This is a genomic window from Rhizobium sp. M10, assembly GCF_002531955.1.
GTDB classification, from domain to species: domain Bacteria; phylum Pseudomonadota; class Alphaproteobacteria; order Rhizobiales; family Rhizobiaceae; genus Rhizobium; species Rhizobium etli_C.
Map to the genome: position 1 here is coordinate 97,838 of NZ_NWTA01000015.1, position 18,520 is coordinate 116,357.

Consider the following 18,520-nt stretch of genomic DNA (forward strand, 5'->3'; position numbering starts at 1 on the left):
GAACGGATAGGCAATCGGCTCGAGCGGTGAGGAGACCTTCACTCGAAACCGATTGTTCTCTCGGGGAAGGAGGGGTTGATGTTGGGCAGGCTGTTGTCACGTGTGCGCATTCAGACACAGGTGATGGTATTCATCGTTCCGTTCATCTTGAGCATCATGGCCGTGGGCGCCGTGGGCTTTTATGCATCGAGCCTGCTTCAGGGGCGGATGGATATTTCCAACTCCGTACTCCAATCCTTGAGCGGCTTTCGCAATCTGTCGGCGGCAATGGCCGAGTTCCTTGCCAATGCCACGCAGGAAAACCGCGACGCCGTCACCGCCAGGCTTGCCGATCAACGCAGCCTTCTGAAATCCGGCCTCGACAGGCTCGCCGCCGATCGCAGCGGCCAGCAGGAACTGGAGCAGGCGCTCGCTTCCATCGACGGAATTTCGGCGCGCATGGATTTATTGTGGCAACTTCAGGAGAACCGGGCAGCATTGCTCGCCGATCTCCAAAAGGCGCAGAGCGTTGTCGTATCGTCCCAGACGGATATCGTCGAAGGCACCAAGGCTCTCCAGCGTGCCGCCGACCTGCAGGAAGATGAATCCCGCAACACGCTCGCCGATGCGCGGCGCATTTCGGATTTCGCGTCCTTCACCCAATCGCTGAACGACAAGGCCCAGGCCGCCGGGCCGATCGGCGGCCCCGATTTGGAAGAACTCGCCCGGCAACAGCGCATCGTCGGCATGGCGCTCGGCGGCGAGGCGCCGGACGCCAAAAAGGCGATCGACGATGCCATCGCTGCCCTGAAGCCGCTCGTCGAAGCTTCCGGCCAGACCGAGGAGCGCGCAGTCGGCCTTCGGGATGCAACGGCCCAGATCGTCGGCAGGCTGCCCGAGTTGCAGGTCATCGCCACGCGGCGGTTGAAGACCGTGACGGATAAGGCGGCTGAAACGGCCAAGACGGTCGAGCGCGCCAAGACCAGCCAGAGAGACGGCCAGAAGCTGACGACCTCGGCCTATGTGATCCAGATCGTCCTGGCGAAGCTGACGCTGGCCCCGACGGACGCCAATCTCCAGCGGCTTTCGCAGGAAATTACCGCTGTCAGAAAAGGGCTGGACATGCTGATTTCCAATGCCGGCGGCGTTACCCAATTCGACAATCTCAAACCGAAGCTCCTGCCGGCGCTGGATAAGATGCAGAAGGCCGCCAGCGATCTCGTCCGCATCAGCGCGCAGCGCCAGGACGAATTCCGCGCCGCCGCCGCCGATGTGGACGGCATGTGGTCGCAGCTGACGGCTTTCGCCGAAATGCAGCGGCAGAACGCGGCCGCAGAACGCACCGAAGCCAATTCCATGTCGCTGGGAACGACGATCCTCGGCGTGGTGATCGCTATCCTCGCCGGCGTCGGGCTGACTGTGACGCTCAAAGGTCCGATCACCCAGATCACCTCGGCCATGCGGCGGCTCGCCGACGGCAAGCTCGAAACGGCGATCGTCGGCGAAAGCCGGGCCGATGAAATCGGCGACATGGCCCGCGCGCTCGGCGTCTTCAAGAACAACGCCATCGCCAAGGTCGAAATCGAGGAGCGCAGCGAGATCGAGCGGACGCGGGCCGAGGAGGAACGGCATCACAACGACGAGGAAAAGCGCGCGGTCGAACAGCAGATCGATTTTGCCGTGAGGGCGCTGGCCGAGGGTCTCGGACGCCTGGCGCGCGGCGATATTTCGCAGACGATCGCCACGCCTTTCTTCGGCCGGTTGGAGCAGCTCCGCGATGATTTCAATGCGTCGCTGCTGCGCCTGCAGGCAACGATCGACCAGATCCGCACCAACACCCGCATGATCGAAGGCAATGCCGGCCAGATGGATCTGTCGGCGAGCAACCTCGCCAAGCGCACCGAGCAGCAGGCCGTCGCACTCGAGGAAATCGCCGCGGCTATCGAGGAGATCACCACCACGGTTCGCTCGTCGGCAGCCTGCGCCGACGATGCCCGCGAGATCATCACCGACACCAAGAAGACGGCGGATTCCTCATCCGGTGTCGTCGCCAGCGCCATCGAGGCGATGAGCAAGATCGAAGCCGCTTCGGACGAGATCGTGCAGATCATCGGCGTCATCGACGACATCGCCTTTCAAACGAACCTGCTCGCGCTCAATGCCGGCATCGAAGCGGCCCGCGCCGGTGAAGCCGGCAAAGGCTTTGCGGTCGTCGCCCAGGAAGTCCGCGATCTCGCCCAGCGCTCCGCCGAGGCCGGTCAGCGGATCAAGCAGCTCATCGGACGCTCGCGCGCGGAGATTACCAACGGGGCGCGGGTCGTGCGCGAAACCAGCGAAGTCCTCGAAAGCATTTCCGCAAAAGTGGTTACTGCATCCGAGCAGATGGATGTCATCGCCCGCTCGAGCCGAGAGCAGTACAACGCGCTGCACGAGGTAAATTCCTCCGTCAACCGGATGGACCAGATGACGCAGCAGAACGCGGCCATGGTCGAGGAAACGAGCGCGGCGACGAAGGAGCTGGCCGACGAGACGCGGACGCTTCTGCAGCTGATCGACCAGTTCCAGCTGGAAGAAACGGACAGGCGTGGCGTGGCCGCTGCCTGAGGAGTCAGTGACGGCTGTAGAGCGGCGGCGTCACATCTTCGTCTGCGAGATCGGGATAAAGCTGCCTGCGGGTGCGGGCGAGCGCTTCCGCCTCCCGGCGATTCCGTTCCAGCAGAAGGGCGGTGACGTCATTAAAGGGCTCGCCGTCCGACAAGGCGACGCGGACGGTACCGCCCTGCGAGAGGAAGTCGCAGAACGACCGCATCGAGCGAAGACGCGTCGTGATCTCGATATAGCGGTCGTCATGTCCAGCCATGTTCATCTCCCTTCCAGACCGTAAGATGGCGCGAACACTTCGGCGAGAAGATGGCGCTCATTCCAGCCTAGAACAGGATGATTTTAGGCCCGGTCGGCCTAAAATCTGAATCCTGTTCTAAATTAAAGAATTAGAGCATGATGTCGTCCGAAAACCGCTCACATTTTTCGGCATCATGCTCTGGCCTTCGCACATCAATCTCTGGCAAGCTTCCGGTTGATCGCGGCGGCGGCCAGGGGCAGCGCCGCGGTTGCCACAGTCCCGAGAGGCAAACGCCGGAGCCCCCTGGTGACGACGAAGGCTGCCGCCATCGCGCCCGCCAGCTTGAGCCATGGCCGGTCACCGAGTTGGGCATGGGCGCTGGCATCGGCCCAGCGAGCATTTTCGGTCAAGACGGTTGCGGCCTGCCGCCGGATCACCTGCAGACGGGCCTGGAGGTTTTCGAGCTCTTCCCGCAACTCCCTGAGATGGCCTTCCAGAGCATGTCCTTCGGAGGTCTCGACGGTTTCCGCCACATAGGCGTCGAACGGAATCTCCCCGCCAAGCGTGGCGAGATAGGCGCGGTATTCGGCCTCGCTCGCGAAACCCTCGCGCCTGATGAGGTCAGGATTGATGTCCGCCTCTTCTTTATTTGCGAGCGGGATGCCGGCGTCGTCGAGCCTGTTGTCGGCGCCAGTGCCGGATTCGTTCTTGAACATGATGCGTCTCCCGTGTTTCCTCACCGCAGAACGCCCGATGGCTCAAATTGATCCCACTCGCCGACCTGGCCCTGCGGGCCTGCGCATGTCGCTGCCGCAAACCGCTGCACAGTTTTGCGCGACATGCCTTAATCAAAAAGCTCGCCGTGTCCAATTTGCTCCCGCTTGCCTGGCACCTCGCTGATGATCGGATCGTCGGCAGGATCGGGATCTTTTTTGTTGACCTCGTTCAAAAACCGCGCGGCCTCGAGGAATGCGACCGATATTTCCTCGGTCCCCCATCCGGCTTCGTTGGCGGCGGCAATCAGCTTTTCCAAAGCGTCGCGTGCAGCAGCGCTCGCTTCTTGGAAGCGCTGAGCGGGAGCTTCGGCTTTCGGCCGTGGAAAGGTCATCGTCTTCCCTCCATAGACTGGCTATCGAGGATGAACGCAGCTCCCGGGAAATGGATGCACCATGAGGACGATTTAGCTGCGGATGCGCCGATTTTCTGTCAGATGACCGTTCGCAACAGAAACGGGGAACGCTCCAGCGGACGCTGGGCGAGGATTCTCAGCATCGCCGAGCCCTGTATGCCGGTCGTGGTGCGCGAACGGCCATCATGATAGACGACCGTCATGACCTGGCCACGAATATCATAGCGTATCTGCGCGATCGTCCGGGTGTGAACCGGAAATATGAATTCGTCGGGCTCGGATATCGGCCCGGAGGTCTCCAAAGTCATCGCCCATGCCCCAACGATAATAGCGCCCCTGCCCCTCATTTTCCGCGTTCCAAGCGCATCCGGCCTGGAAATCGGCAGCGCCGAACGCCCCAATCAAGCACATATTGCCTCCACGGTCGCGTGACATCGGCGTGACATGCCGATTCGCGTTAAAAAACCTGTTTTATAACAGCAACTTAGGAAATCACAATGTGCTGCTAAAGTCACGCGGTCAGTGCAATGTTTTCTCTAACGCATGGGCGTGAGCGGCCTGCGGCCAGCATTCGACGGTGAGTGCGAGCGAGCGGACCGCCTCGTCCATCCCAAAAATCACGTCCCTCAACCGTTCGATCTCACGATCGAGTTCATACACCTCCGCCTCGTCGAGGTCATCTCCGTCAAGCAGCCGCCTCGCCGCTTCGATCAAGCGTTCCGTCCGCCCGACGATAGCGAGAGCGCTGCGTATAATGATGTCGAGCATCCGGTTTTCCCTTGTTGCGTGACAGAGCCTCGGGCAAAATCGGGGTGCTGACAATCCTGAAATCTTGTCAGATCCGCTGGCGCATCCTGTCGTAGAAGTCCCTGACGTCTCGCAAGGCGGATGGCTCGCGACGCGGCGAGGAGACGTGATGTGAGGCAAAGGCAAACACACCCGCGACAGCAGCCACGAGCATAACCGTTGCAAGCGGATGATGTTTGACCACGGCCTCGGTCTGATGGATCGCTTTTCCAGCACTGTCCTTCGCCGCTCGCCCGGCCTCCAGCACCTGCTGCTGGAGCATGTCGATCTGTTTCCGCAATGTAATCAATTCCACGCGCAGGTCCTCCTCGGGCTGCCGGGGGATGCCGACGGATGCGGTGTTGGTATCGATAATGGCTTTCGGCACCGGTTCGCCGAGCTTGGCTCCGCGGGTATCGAGGGTAGTCGTCTCACTGTTCTTGCGCCGCGGCATTTTCACATCTCCCAAAATCAACGTTCCGACCTCGCGGTCCCGCCATGAAACCTGTTTTGATGATCGATTGACAGCGCATGTCGCCACACCGCGCAGCCTGCCTCGCGCTCGCGCCTCAATGATATTGCCGGACGCCTAAAGCTCGTCGCTGCGGCGCCTTACCGCGTGCTTCAAAGCCAACAAGTGTCTGCGCCGCTCCAGCATGTAGTCGGCATAACCGACGCAGATAAACAGCAGTGTCGGGCCGGCGTAGATGACGATGAGAGCCAATGCAACAAGGATGAATGCGGTCGTCATGGTCTGTCTTCCATCATGTTGATCCTATGAAACGACGGACCTCATCCCTTCGACTGGTCAGTCCGCCGCCAGTCTGCCCCTCACCTCCGCCGCGGGTCGTGGCCATGGTGGCGATCATGCTCGCCGCCACCGCCGCCGCTTGCCATCGCGGCGTCTTCTGCTCTGGTCTTCACCGGCTTGCCCGCGCCCTTGCTGCTGACGTCGAGATGCCGTCGCAACTCGTGCTTCTGGATGAAGCGGTCGGTATTGCCCGGCTCGTGATCGGGATGCGATATTTCGACATCGAGATCATCGGGAAGCGCGAGCGCCTGCCGGGCATTCATGATGCCGAGAGGGACACGCCCTTCTTCGGTATCCACCGCGACTTCGACCAGTTGTTTCTTGGAAACCATCTCGGCGATCCTTTTCCCTATCTATTCAGAATCCGCCGGCGTCCTATTCGTTCCCTTGCCACTTGATTTTGCGGCCTTTCCTTGCGCATCGCCTCCGTTACGCGCTGGACGAGCGGGCTCGACGTCATGTCCTCGAGCGAAACCGACAGCTTCGGCTTCCAATTCGGATAGCTGCCACTGGTGCCGGGAATATTGGTCGGGTTTTTCTCATCCGTGAGATCGGCAAGGCGAACCGCGACGAGAAGGGATGGGGTTCTGGCGATGAAGCGATAGGCGCTGACACTCAGCTGCCTCAGCGCCTCCCGACTTGCCCTTGCGTCAAGACGCTGCGGCAGGCCGAAACCGGCGGCCCTGAGCGCCGCCTTCAGGCGTCGCCGCTCGCGCTTGCGGTGTTCGAGATGCTTTTTGGTGAGATCCGGCGGCACGATGCCGTGCTCGCGCCGGTCCTGAATGTCGGCGCCGCGCCACCAGCCGGCCAGGGTCTGATGATCGTGCGTCGAAATGCACGCCAAGGCAAGAATGGGATAGGCATCCGCCGGCTTGAAGCCGTCGTCGTCCTGTTCATAGGAAAGGATCCGATAAGAGAGAATTCGGGCCGCCGCCAGATCATCCGGCAGGTCTTCAGGGATCATCCCCAAGGCTTCGCCGATGACGAGGCATCGATGCTCGGCGGACGTCTCGGCAAGGATCTGCAGGAGCCGATCCTGGGGATAGCGGACATAGCCGCCGCCCTCCGGGCTGGCGCCGAGCGGCACCAGAAAGAGGCGGCGAAGCGCCGGGACATGGTCGATGCGGATGGCGCCCGCATAGCGCATGGCAGAGCTCACCATACGACGAAAGGGAGACGTTTTCCCCGATGCGATCATGGAAGGCAGATAGCCGGCAAGATGCCAGTCCTGCCCGTCGACGGCGAAGGGATCGGGAGGACTGCCGACGGTGGCCTCGGAAATATAGACATCCGGCTCGCTCCATGTCGCTGAGCCGTCGACTGCCTCGCCGACGGCAAGATCGAGATAGAGCCCGATCCGCATGCCGGCCTTCAGCGCCCGCGCGGCCGCTTGCATCAGCTGCCGGTGGGCGAGCCATTGCAGCCACATATGGAAACGCACATCGTCTTCATGTTCGCGCTCGAATTCGGCGACGGCAGCGCTGTCGCGGCGCTGTAAATCGGACGGCCATTTCTGCCAGCCGGCGCCTGCGCCACGAGCCGCCATGGAAAGCGACAGGCATTCGAAAAGAGCGTGCCGCCGCAGGCTGTCGCCGCCTTGCGCGACGAAGGCGTCGAAATCCCGTGGATCATAGGCCTTGTCGGTCGCCGCTCGCGCCCGCCACTCCGGCCAGAGATCCCGCAGCGCTTGAAGCTTGGTTCGTGCGACGCCGGCGTAATCCACGAGCTCGGTTCGGCGAAGGCGTTGCAATTGCCGCTCGAGGTCGGCATTGCCGGTAAAGCCCGGCACCCGGTCGACGGCAATCTGGAGCGGGTTGAGATGCTGGCGGCTCGAGGGCTCATAGGGGCTGCAGCGCTCGGGATCGGCGAGAAAGGGCGCGTGAAGCGGGTTGAGACCGATGAAATCGGCGCCAAGCGATCCCGCCAGATCTGTCATAGCGGACAGATCCTCGAAGTCCCCAATGCCCCAGTTGCGCGCCGAGCGAAGCTCGTAAAGCTGCAGGCTGATGCCCCAGACGCGCGTGCCGGACAGAAAATCCGGGAGGTATGACCTTGGGATCTCCTTGAACGTCGGCTTCGGCTGCTGCCGCGTCCCGGCCGTCTCGCGATCAGCCGCTGCCGACAAGTCGACCTTCAGTGCCGAAAGTAGCTTGCGCTTGGTGTCGCTGGAGATCGCCACTTCCCGATTGTCGGGACTGGGCCTTGTCGGGCTGATGCCGTGCCGGCGGGCGAGCCTTTCGATCTCCCAGGGCCTCATGGTTCGATCGCCTTCATCTCAGCCCCCTTACGCTTTGCTGATGCTCCAGATCACGGTCCAAGACGCAAGATCGCCATCGTCATTGCGGCCGAGACGGAAGATCGTCTCGCCGTCCTCATGCTGAGGGCCGAGCGTCGCGGCCTCGTCACTGAGATTGGCGCTGAGGTGAAGGCGCCGGTTGTCGGCAAACGTCCAATCCACCGCCACCGCAGTGCCGGCCGACCGGTAAGCCGCATGTCCGGCGCCGCCTTTCAGCAAGGGAATGATTCTTCGACGTCGCAGATCGAGAAGCGTCCTGTAGAAATCAAGGGTCTCCGAGGAGGCAAGTTTCGACCAGTCGAGCTTGGCGGCAGCGAAGGTCGACGGCGCCGTCGGGTCGAGAAGCTCGTCGGCATCGAAGCCCGGCAGGCGTGACAGTTCCTGGCGCCGGCCTTTGCGGACTTTGTCGTTCAGATCCTCGTCGAAATCGCAGAAAAACGGAAAAGGCTCTTTCGCACCCCATTCCTCGCCCATGAACAGCATCGGGATCTCGGGCGCCAGCAGGTAGATTGATGTGACGGCCTTGATGACATCGGCCGGGCTCGCGGCCATGATGCGGTCGCCGAGCGCCCGGTTGCCGATCTGGTCATGGTTCTGGATGAAGGACACGAAGGCGGTCGGCGGCAAGTGGCCGCTCGGCCTGCCCCGGCTCCCACCGCGATAGGGCATATGCTCGCCCTGAAACACGAAACCTTCCGCCAGCGCGCGGCCGAGCTTATCGGCATCACCGGCGTAGTCGGCATAATAGCCGAAGGTCTCGCCGGTCGCCGCGATATGCAGCGCATGGTGCAGGTCGTCGTTCCACTGGGCCGTGAACAGCCGCGCCGCGCCGCTGTCATCGCGCTGCAGCAGGTCGCTGTCGTTCTCCTCGTTCTCAACGATCAGGTGAACCTGCCGGTCGCCGGCCGCTGCCCTGACACGACGGGCGAGCGCATGCAGAAGATGCTCCCTGCTGTCGTCCTTAATCGCATGGACGGCATCGAAGCGAAAACCATCGAGCCTGAACTCGCTAATCCAGTAGATGGCGTTCTGGATGATGAATTCGCGGATCATCTCCGACCCGTCGCCATCGTAGTTGACGCCGTGGCCCCAGGGCGTCTTGTGATGATCGGTAAAGAGCGGCGCGTAGGACGGGATATAGTTCCCGTCCGGGCCGAAGTGATTATAGACCGCGTCGAGGAAGACCGAGATGCCGCGCTCGTGCGCGGCGTCCACCAGCGCCATGAGATCGTCCGGCCGGCCGTAGCTGCTGTCGGGCGCATAGGGAAGCACGCCGTCATAGCCCCAGCTATAGCGGCCCGGGAATTCGGCGACCGGCATGATCTGCAGCGCCGTCACGCCCAGTGCCTGCAGATGGTCGAGCCGGTCGATCGCAGCCTTGAAAGTACCCTCCGTCGTGAAGCAGCCGATATGCAGTTCGTAGATGACCATCTCTTCCCAAGGCCGGCCGGTCCATTCGCTGGTGTTCCAGCGATAGGAAGAAAGGTCGACCACTTCGCTCGGGCCATGCACATCCAGCGGCTGGAAGCGCGAGGCGGGATCCGGAACTTCGAGACCATCGGGCAGCACGAAACGGTAGCGCGTGCCGGCTCCGGCATCGGCGACCAGGCAGCGATGCCAGCCATCTTCAGTCGCCTGCGTCGGACGCGGATCGGAACCTTCGATCTTCAAGGACACGCTCTCATGCAGGGGAGCCCAGAGGCGGAACAGAATGCCGTCTTCGCTGAAGGCGGGGCCGAACGTCATTTTGGTCAAGGAGAGCGCCTTTGATGAATGGACGTAACCCGGGTAACTTTCGCGGGAGCAAAAAGTTTCGTCTGCAAGCAGACGTGGGAAGCTGCGATGCCAGCAGCGTGTCGGCTGAGAGAGAGTGGGATTTGATTTCCAGACGTGATGGGCTGCTCACCCTTTGCGAGAAACCGCGCTCTATGGCTCCCGATTTAGAATAGAAAACACGCTTACGAACCTACCTTTTTATGTGCTCACTGCTTGAACCAGCAGACATTACGACGCGAGGGCGCCCTTCTCGCTCCTTTTGCGATGCCGCCTGAAATTGTCAGCTTGCAACCTATTGAGGTAGTAGATAGCCTCCGATACCAGTTCCACTCTGGCCTGCCAGAGTTCTGGATAGTTAGCAGCCTGATGGGGGAAACCTTGAAACTTTTACTAACCGCGCCTGTATTTTTAGCCCTATTTTCTCTAAGCGCATGTGCAACTTCGTCATCACCCAACTCGGTACTAGGTCCAACCTCTGATGCTTGTGGCGCCTCTCGATATCAAAAGCTGGTAGGAGGTCCCTCTTCTGCGACAAGCGGGCTAAAAATACCCGCAGATTCGCGACATTATGGAAGTGAAGAACGGGTCGCTACCGATACACCTACGCGCTTGAATTTCGTCCATAGCGGCACTGCGGTCCAGTCCGTGACTGATCCGAAGTCTAAGGTGATACGGGTGTTTTGCGGATGAAAGCCCCGTAAAGCCAGATCAACGTGGCATCTGCGAATAAACAGATGAATGATCTGTGAGAGCATGTTGTCGGGGCGCTTCCACGCGACGGGCAGCGCAGCACCGGCCAGATGGGTGGTCACAATCAGCAGGCGATCCTTGGTGGCCACACTTGATTGATCACGCCGCCGCGACCTTGTCCCGGAGCGCTTCGTCCATGGCCGCCTGAAGCTGCTCCTGGGTGAACGGCTTCGTCATCCTGAGCATCCGGCCGAGGCCCTGGTCCTCGGCAAGCTCGACATAGCCGGAAGCGAGGATCACGGGCAGGTTGGGGAAAGCTGCACGAAGGTGGCGCGCGAGCTCTGCGCCGGTCATGCCCGGCATGGCGTGATCGGTGATAACCAGATCGCACTCCTGTCCGCCGGCGAAGAATTCCAGAGCCTGGGAAGCAGACGCCGCTTCCCGCGGCAGGTGTCCAAGGTCCTCCAGCATCGCCACGGTTCCGGTCCTGACGAGTGCATCATCGTCGACGACAAGAATGGCAAGCGATCGCGACACTGGCTTGACGGGTTCCGCGGCCGCCGGCACGATCGCCGGCTGCGCCTTGGTGAAGCTCTCGGCGACGGGCAGCCAGAGGGAGACGGTGGTGCCCTTGCCTCTCGCGCTCGAAATCTGGATCGAGCCGCCCGATTGCGCTGCCAGGCCGTGCACCATCGACAGGCCGAGGCCGGTGCCCTTGCCGATCCCCTTGGTGGTGAAAAATGGCTCGGCAGCACGCAGAACCGTCGCCTCGTCCATCCCCTCGCCATCGTCCGAGACCGATATCTTGATGTAATTCCCGCCCGCAAGGCCGGTCGGCCGTGCTTCTTCCGCCGCCGCGGCGACCGTCACCGCGCCGCCGCTTTCGAGCGCATCGCGCGCATTGACGAAGAGGTTGAGCAGCGCCAGCTCCAGCTGGTTGCTGTCCACCAGCAGCGGCTCCAAATCCGCCGGGATGCGCTTTCGAATCTCGACGCGCGGCCCCACAGCCTTAGCGAGCAGATCCTCGACGTTTTCGAACAGCCTGAGGAAGTCGACCGCCTGCGGCTTCAGCTCCTGCCGGCGGGCGAAGGCGAGCAGGCGCTGGGTAAGCGCCGTGCCGCGCTCGGCCGCCTGGATCGCGTTCGTCACCAGGCGTTCGCTGCGTTCATCGGCCGGCAGCCGCTTCTTCAGCAGGCTGAGGCTGCCGAGCACCGCCATGAGAAGATTGTTGAAGTCGTGCGCCACGCCGCCGGTCAAATGGCCGATCGTGTCGAGCTTCTGCGCTTCGAAGAGCTGCGCCAGCGCCTCCTCGCGCTCGCGCGTCCGCTGATCGATCCGGTGCTCGAGTTCTTCATTCAGCTGACGCAATTGCGCCGCCGAGGTTTCGAGCTCGGCGGTGCGCTGGTGCACCCTCGCCTCCAGCTCGGCATTCAGGCGTTCGAGCTCCCGCGTCTTCCTGTAAAGATCGGCAAAAACCCTGACCTTGGCCCTCAGCACTTCGGGCACGATCGGGACGGAGACGTAATCGACGGCGCCGACCGCATAGCCGCGCAGCCGGTCCGGTTCGGCCAGCATAACGGCGGAGACGAAGATGATCGGCGTATTCTGATAGCGCGGATGCTGCCGGATCATGCTGACGAGCTCGAAGCCGTCCTGTTCAGGCATGCAGACGTCCACGAGGATCACGGCGATTTCGGTGCGCAGCAGGTGCTCGAAGGCTTCGCGGGCCGATTGCGCCTTGATGAGGTTTTCCTCGAGCTCTTCGAGAATGACTTCGTAGCTCAGGAGCTTCGCGGGCTGGTCGTCGACGAGGAGGATGTTGACGGGGTTCATGGCCGGATCCTCAGCGGTGCAGCCACATGCGCAGTGCCGACAGGAGCTGCTCGGTGTTGACGGGTTTCGCCAGGTAATCCGACGCACCCGCCTCCAGGCATTTCTCCCTGTCACCCTTCATCGCCTTGGCCGTCAGCGCCAGGATCGGCAACCGCCGGAAGCGGGGCTCCGAGCGAATGACCTGCATCGTCTCATAGCCGTCCATCCCGGGCATCATGATGTCCATCAGCACGATCGCAACGGAGGGTTCGTTGTTGATGACGTCAATGGCTTCGCTGCCGGTCGTCGCCGTCAGCACCCTCATGCCGCGGCGCTCCAGCACGCTGCTGAGGGCGAAGATGTTGCGGGCGTCGTCATCGACGAGCAGCACGGTCTCGCCGACGAGATCCTCGTCCGAGCTGTGCAGTTCCTGCAGCGTCGCCTGCTTTGCCGCCGGAAGATCGGCGACCACCCGGTGCAGGAACAACGCCGTCTCGTCGAGAAGCCGCTCGGGGGACTCCACACCCTTGACCACGACGCTGCGGGCCATGCTGTGGAGCGTCGCATCCTCCTCCGCAGAGAGCTCCCTGCCGGTGAAGACGACCACCGGCACCTCGCCGATCTCGGCATCGTCGCGTATCTGCTCCAGCACGTCGAAGCCCGACATATCGGGAAGAGAAAGATCGAGCACCACGCAGTCGGCGGAATTGCGCCGCAAAGCGGCAAGCGCCTCGGATCCCGAGCCGACGCTGGTGATGTCGATATCGTCATGTCCGAGCAGCGCAGTGACGCTCAAGCGCTCCGCCTCGTCGTCCTCCACGAGCAGCAACTGCTTGCGGCGCGGCTCGGCATAGGCCTTCAGGCGCGACAGCGCCTTGCCGAGACCTTCCGGCGTCGTCGGCTTGCTCATGAAGGCGAAAGCCCCGCGCGTAAGCCCATGCTGCCGATCCTCGTCCAGACTGATGATCTGCACCGGGATATGCCGCGTCTGCGGGTTCTGCTTGAGCTGGCTCAGCACCGTCCAGCCGAGCATATCGGGCAGGAAGATATCGAGCGAGATCGCCGATGGCTTGTAATCCTGCGCCAGCGTCAGCGCGTCGCTGCCGCGCATCGCCACCAGCACCTTGAAACCATTGTCGCGGGCGAGATCGACCAGGACGCGGGCGTAATGCGCGTCGTCCTCGACGACCAGCAGCACCGAGTCACCCGTCGCGATCCGGTGTCGATCGTCTGCGACATGTTCGGTGGGCTTCTCGGCGCGGCGGCTTGCCGCCGCCTCGGCGAATTCCACGACATTCGCCGGCGGCGAAACCGGCCTGGGTGCAACCGCACCGGCGCCGACATAGGTCAGCGGCAGGTAGAGGACGAAGGTGCTGCCGACGCCGGGCGTGCTGCGCAGCTGGATCTCGCCGCCGAGCAGGTTTGCCAGTTCGCGGCTGATCGCCAGCCCGAGGCCGGTGCCGCCATATTTGCGGCTCGTCGAGGCGTCCGCCTGCTGGAATGCCTCGAAGATGATACGCTGTTTTTCCGGCGGGATACCGATGCCGGTATCGACGACTTCAAAGGCGATCACCGACGGCGCGTGCCGGAGCGAGGGGTGATCCGACGACCAGCCGCTCGTCGCCGATGCGACGCGAAGTGTCACGCCGCCCTGCGCGGTGAACTTGAAGGCATTCGACAACAGGTTCTTGAGGATCTGCTGGAGCCGCTTCGAGTCGGTGATAATGCTCTTTGTGACGTCGGCGCCGACCTCGACCGCGAAGGACAGGTTCCGCGTTTCCGCTTCGTGCCGGAACGGTCGCGCCATCACTTCGAGCAGATTGTTGACGAAGATCTCCTCGGCATCGACCGAGACCGTTCCGGACTCGATCTTGGAGAGATCGAGAATATCGCTGATGAGATTGAGCAGATCGGTGCCGGCGCCGTGGATCGTCTTTGCGAACTCGACCTGCTTGCCCGACAGGTTGCCGTCGGGGTTTTCTCCGAGCTGCTGGCCAAGGATGAGGATGGAGTTCAGCGGCGTGCGCAGCTCATGCGACATATTGGCGAGGAATTCGGATTTGTATTTCGAGGTCAGCGCCAGTTCGGTCGCCTTTTCTTCCAGCGCGCGCCGCGCCTGCTCGATCTCCTGGTTCTTGGCCTCGACTTCGACGTTGCGTTCCTCGAGCTGCTGCGCCTTCTGCCCGAGCTGTTCGTTGGTCTGCTGCAGTTCGCGCTGCTGCGTTTGCAGTTCGGCGGCGAGCTGCTGGGATTGCTTCAGCAGGCCTTCGGTCTGCATTGTCGCTTCGATCGAGTTGAGAACGATGCCGATCGAGGTCGTCAGCTGGTCGAGGAAAGAGAGCTGCAGCTCGGTGAATTCGCCTGCGGAGGCGAGTTCGATAACCGCCTTCACCTGGCCCTCGAAATGCACCGGCAGCACGATCGCGCTCCTCGGCAGAGTGGTGAACACGCCGGAGCTGATCGGTACGACATTGTCGGGCAGATCGGTGACGAGGATGCGGCGGGCATCGCTCGCGCACTGGCCAACGAGGCCCTGGCCGAGGTCGAGCCGCGGCGGATGCGCTGCCTCGCCGCCTTGCGCATAGACCGACAGCAGCGACAGGAACGGTTGGCTCTCGTCGGCATCCACCTGGTAGATGACGCCTTGATGGGCGCCGACCAGCGGCGCCAGCTCCGACAGCAGCATCTTGCCGACCAGCGTCAGGTCGCGCTGCCCCTGCAGCATGTTGGTGAAGCGCGCGAGGTTGGTCTTCAGCCAGTCCTGCTCGGTGTTGCGCTCGGTCGTGAGACGCAGGTTGTCGATCATCGTGTTGATGTTGTCCTTGAGCTCGGCCACTTCGCCGCGCGCATCGACCTTGATCGAGCGTGTCAGGTCACCCTTGGTGACGGCGGTCGCCACTTCGGCGATGGCGCGCACCTGTGTCGTCAGGTTGGCGGCGAGCAAGTTGACGTTGCCCGTCAGATCCTTCCAGGTGCCGGCCGTGCCCGGCACGTTCGCCTGGCCGCCGAGGCGGCCCTCGACGCCCACTTCGCGCGCCACCGTGGTCACCTGGTCGGCGAAGGTGGCAAGCGTGTTGGTCATGTTGTTGATGGTTTCGGCAAGGGCCGCCACTTCGCCCTTGGAGGCGACGGTGAGGTTCTGCTTCAAGTCGCCGTTCGCCACCGCCGTCACCACCTTGACGATGCCGCGCACCTGCTCGGTCAGGTTGGCGGCCATGACGTTGACGGTATCAGTCAGGTCCTTCCAGGTGCCGGCGACGCCCGGCACCTGCGCCTGGCCGCCGAGCTTGCCCTCGGTGCCGACTTCGCGGGCAACGCGCGTCACTTCGCCGGCGAAAGCGTTCAGTTGGTCCACCATCGTGTTGATGGTGTTCTTCAGCTCGAGGATTTCACCCTTCACGTCGACGGTGATCTTGCGCGACAGGTCGCCGCGCGCCACGGCCGTCGTCACCTCGGCGATGTTTCGAACCTGGGTCGTCAGATTGGCGGCGAGCAGGTTGACGTTGTCGGTCAGGTCCTTCCACGTACCGGCGACGCCGGGAACGACGGCCTGGCCGCCAAGGCGGCCATCGGTGCCGACTTCACGGGCCACACGCGTCACTTCGCCGGCGAAGGAACGCAGCTGGTCGACCATGGTATTCAGCGTGTCCTTCAGCAGCAGGATTTCGCCGCGCACGTCGACGGTGATCTTGCGCGACAAGTCGCCATTGGCGATCGCGGTCGCCACCTCGGCGATGTTGCGCACCTGTGCCGTCAGGTTGCCGGCCATCGAGTTGACGCTGTCGGTCAGATCCTTCCAGGTGCCGGCCACACCGGAGACCTGCGCCTGACCGCCAAGCTTGCCTTCGGTGCCGACTTCGCGGGCCACACGGGTGACTTCACCGGCGAAGGCGTTGAGCTGATCGACCATCGTGTTGATGGTGTTCTTCAGTTCGAGGATTTCCCCCTTCACGTCGACGGTGATCTTGCGTGACAGGTCGCCGCGCGCCACGGCTGTCGTCACTTCGGCAATGTTGCGAACCTGGCCGGTCAGGTTGGAAGCCATGGAATTGACGTTTTCGGTCAGATCCTTCCAGGTGCCAGCGACACCCGGCACCTGCGCCTGGCCGCCGAGCTTGCCTTCGGTACCGACTTCGCGGGCGACGCGCGTCACTTCCGAGGCGAAGCGGTTCAGCTGATCCACCATGGTGTTCAGCGTTTCCTTGAGCTCGAGGATTTCGCCCGAGACCGACACTGTGATCTTCTTCGACAGGTCGCCATTGGCGATGGCGGTCGAGACTTCGGCGATGTTGCGCACCTGCGCCGTCAGATTGCCCGCCATCGAGTTGACGCTGTCGGTCAGGTCCTTCCAGGTGCCGGCGACGCCGAGCACATTCGCCTGGCCGCCGAGCCGCCCCTCGGTGCCGACCTCGCGGGCGACGCGCGTCACCTCGCCGGCAAAGCCGTTCAGCTGATCGACCATGGTGTTGATGGTCTCCTTCAGCTCCAGGATTTCGCCCGAAACCGGGACGGTAATCTTCTTCGACAGGTCGCCCTGAGCAACCGCGGTCGCGACTTCGGCAATGTTACGCACCTGGCCGGTCAGGTTGGAGGCCATGGAATTGACGCTGTCGGTCAGGTCCTTCCAGGTGCCGGCGACACCGCGCACATTGGCCTGGCCGCCGAGCCGGCCTTCCGTGCCGACTTCACGGGCGACGCGCGTCACCTCGCCGGCAAAACCGTTCAACTGGTCGACCATCGTGTTGATGGTTTCCTTCAGTTCCAGGATTTCGCCCGAAACCGGGACGGTGATCTTCTTCGACAGGTCGCCATTGGCGATCGCGGTCGAAACCTCGGCGATGTTGCGCACCTGCGCCGTCAGGTTGCCGGCCATCGAGTTGACGTTTTCGGTCAGGTCCTTCCAGGTGCCGGCGACGCCGCGCACATTGGCCTGGCCGCCGAGCCGGCCTTCCGTGCCGACTTCGCGGGCGACGCGCGTCACTTCCGAAGCAAAGGCGTTCAGCTGGTCGACCATCGTATTGATGGTTTCCTTCAGCTCCAGGATTTCGCCCGAGACCGAAACAGTGATCTTCTTCGACAGGTCGCCATTGGCGATGGCGGTCGAGACTTCGGCGATGTTGCGCACCTGCGCCGTCAGGTTCGAGGCCATCGAATTGACGTTGTCGGTCAGGTCCTTCCAGGTGCCGGCGACGCCTGGCACCTGCGCCTGACCGCCGAGCCGACCCTCGGTACCGACCTCGCGGGCGACGCGCGTCACCTCACCGGCGAAGCCGTTGAGCTGATCGACCATGGTGTTGATGGTTTCCTTGAGCTCCAGGATTTCGCCCGAGACGTCGACGGTGATCTTGCGCGACAGATCGCCGCGCGCCACGGCCGTCGTCACTTGGGCGATGTTGCGCACCTGGGCCGTCAGATTGCCGCACATGGCGTTGACGCTGTCGGTCAGATCCTTCCAGGTGCCGGCCACACCCGGCACCAGCGCCTGGCCGCCAAGCTTGCCTTCGGTGCCGACCTCGCGGGCCACGCGCGTCACTTCCGAAGCGAAGGAGCGCAGCTGGTCGACCATGGTGTTGATCGCTTCCTTCAGCTGCAGGATTTCGCCGCGCACGTCGACGGTGATCTTCTTGGAAAGGTCGCCGTTGGCAACGGCGATCGTCACTTCGGCGATGTTGCGCACCTGCGCCGTCAGGTTCGACGCCATCGAGTTGACGCTTTCGGTCAAGTCCTTCCAGACGCCGGTCACCTCGGACACCTGCGCCTGGCCGCCGAGTTTTCCGTCGGTGCCGACCTCGCGGGCGACGCGCGTCACCTCCGAGGTGAAGACGCTCAGCTGCTTGATCATCGTGTTGACGATATCCGCCGAGCGCAAGAATTCGCCCTTGAGCGGCCGGCCGTCGACGTCGAGCGGCACGGTCTGCAGCAGGTCACCCTTGGCGACCGCGGTGATCGTGCGCGTCACCGCCGTCGTCGGCCACAGGAGATCGTCGATCAGGCCGTTGATCGATCCTTCCATCTCGGACCAAGACCCATCGGAAAGGCCGAAGCGCACCCGTGTGCTCGTTCGCCCGTCGCGGCCGACGACCTGGCCGACATGTTCGAGCTGCTGGGCCATGCGCTGGTTGGCGGCAATAATGTCGTTGAGGGCGTCGGCGATCTTGCCGGTGACGCCGGTGAGATCAGAGCGCATCCGCACGGAGAAATCACCGCGCCTGACCGCGACCAGAACCTCGAGAAGAGCGCTGGCGTCATCGAACGCCATGGTTTTGTGATCGTGCCCATTGAGGCTCTCTACCGCAGCGTTGTCACGCGCGAATTCGCTGGTTTGGTTGCTCACGAAAATCCCCCTCTTCGAAGACTGGTAATTTAGTGCTCAACTTGGAAAATGGTATGGGCCATCCC

At 62.7% G+C, this 18,520-nt stretch carries 13 protein-coding genes and 1 pseudogene; 1 reads left to right on the forward strand and 13 read right to left on the reverse strand.

Features of this window, described 5'->3' with window-relative positions:
* The first annotated feature begins 78 nt into the window (after positions 1-78).
* Positions 79-2,583 carry a methyl-accepting chemotaxis protein gene (locus tag CO671_RS22080; RefSeq protein ID WP_097607726.1) on the forward strand — a complete coding sequence of 835 codons (2,505 nt, stop codon included), beginning with the start codon at positions 79-81 and terminating at the stop codon, positions 2,581-2,583.
* Between the two features lie 4 nt (positions 2,584-2,587).
* Here CO671_RS22080 and CO671_RS22085 read toward each other — a convergent pair whose 3' ends face one another.
* The 13 genes and pseudogenes from CO671_RS22085 to CO671_RS22135 form a co-directional block, all read right to left on the reverse strand.
* Positions 2,588-2,839 (reverse strand): hypothetical protein, encoded by a 252-nt coding sequence (locus tag CO671_RS22085; RefSeq protein ID WP_097607727.1) that lies wholly within the window; start codon positions 2,837-2,839, stop codon positions 2,588-2,590.
* A gap of 194 nt (positions 2,840-3,033) precedes the next feature.
* On the reverse strand, positions 3,034-3,537 hold the full coding sequence (locus tag CO671_RS22090) for a hypothetical protein (RefSeq protein ID WP_097607728.1): 504 nt from the start codon (positions 3,535-3,537) through the stop codon (positions 3,034-3,036).
* Positions 3,538-3,665: 128 nt separating this feature from the next.
* A complete protein-coding gene (locus CO671_RS22095) occupies positions 3,666-3,929 on the reverse strand; it encodes a hypothetical protein (RefSeq protein WP_097607729.1) in 264 nt (87 codons plus the stop codon).
* Positions 3,930-4,027: 98 nt separating this feature from the next.
* Positions 4,028-4,258 carry a hypothetical protein gene (locus CO671_RS22100; protein ID WP_097607730.1) on the reverse strand — a complete coding sequence of 77 codons (231 nt, stop codon included), beginning with the start codon at positions 4,256-4,258 and terminating at the stop codon, positions 4,028-4,030.
* Between the two features lie 211 nt (positions 4,259-4,469).
* Positions 4,470-4,718: a hypothetical protein gene (locus tag CO671_RS22105; RefSeq protein WP_097607731.1), complete on the reverse strand. Its 249-nt coding sequence runs from the start codon at positions 4,716-4,718 to the stop codon at positions 4,470-4,472.
* 67 nt (positions 4,719-4,785) lie between these two features.
* Positions 4,786-5,190: a hypothetical protein gene (locus CO671_RS22110; RefSeq protein ID WP_097607732.1), complete on the reverse strand. Its 405-nt coding sequence runs from the start codon at positions 5,188-5,190 to the stop codon at positions 4,786-4,788.
* Between the two features lie 135 nt (positions 5,191-5,325).
* The gene (locus CO671_RS33810) at positions 5,326-5,487 is read right to left on the reverse strand and encodes a hypothetical protein (protein WP_170964797.1); all 162 of its coding nucleotides are present in this window, start codon (positions 5,485-5,487) and stop codon (positions 5,326-5,328) included.
* 203 nt (positions 5,488-5,690) lie between these two features.
* Positions 5,691-5,879, reverse strand: a pseudogene (locus CO671_RS22115) (hypothetical protein); the annotation flags it as partial.
* A gap of 17 nt (positions 5,880-5,896) precedes the next feature.
* Complete coding sequence (gene malQ / locus CO671_RS22120) at positions 5,897-7,804, reverse strand: 4-alpha-glucanotransferase (protein WP_097607733.1); 1,908 nt, start codon at positions 7,802-7,804, stop codon at positions 5,897-5,899.
* Between the two features lie 27 nt (positions 7,805-7,831).
* Complete coding sequence (gene treZ / locus CO671_RS22125) at positions 7,832-9,589, reverse strand: malto-oligosyltrehalose trehalohydrolase (RefSeq protein ID WP_245425016.1); 1,758 nt, start codon at positions 9,587-9,589, stop codon at positions 7,832-7,834.
* A 596-nt stretch (positions 9,590-10,185) separates the two neighbouring features.
* On the reverse strand, positions 10,186-10,458 hold the full coding sequence (locus tag CO671_RS33405; RefSeq protein ID WP_141514481.1) for a hypothetical protein: 273 nt from the start codon (positions 10,456-10,458) through the stop codon (positions 10,186-10,188).
* 10 nt (positions 10,459-10,468) lie between these two features.
* Positions 10,469-12,142 (reverse strand): response regulator, encoded by a 1,674-nt coding sequence (locus CO671_RS22130; RefSeq protein WP_097607735.1) that lies wholly within the window; start codon positions 12,140-12,142, stop codon positions 10,469-10,471.
* A gap of 10 nt (positions 12,143-12,152) precedes the next feature.
* Entirely contained in the window at positions 12,153-18,455 is a 6,303-nt protein-coding gene (locus CO671_RS22135; RefSeq protein WP_097607736.1) for a HAMP domain-containing protein, read from the reverse strand.
* Positions 18,456-18,520 lie beyond the last annotated feature (65 nt).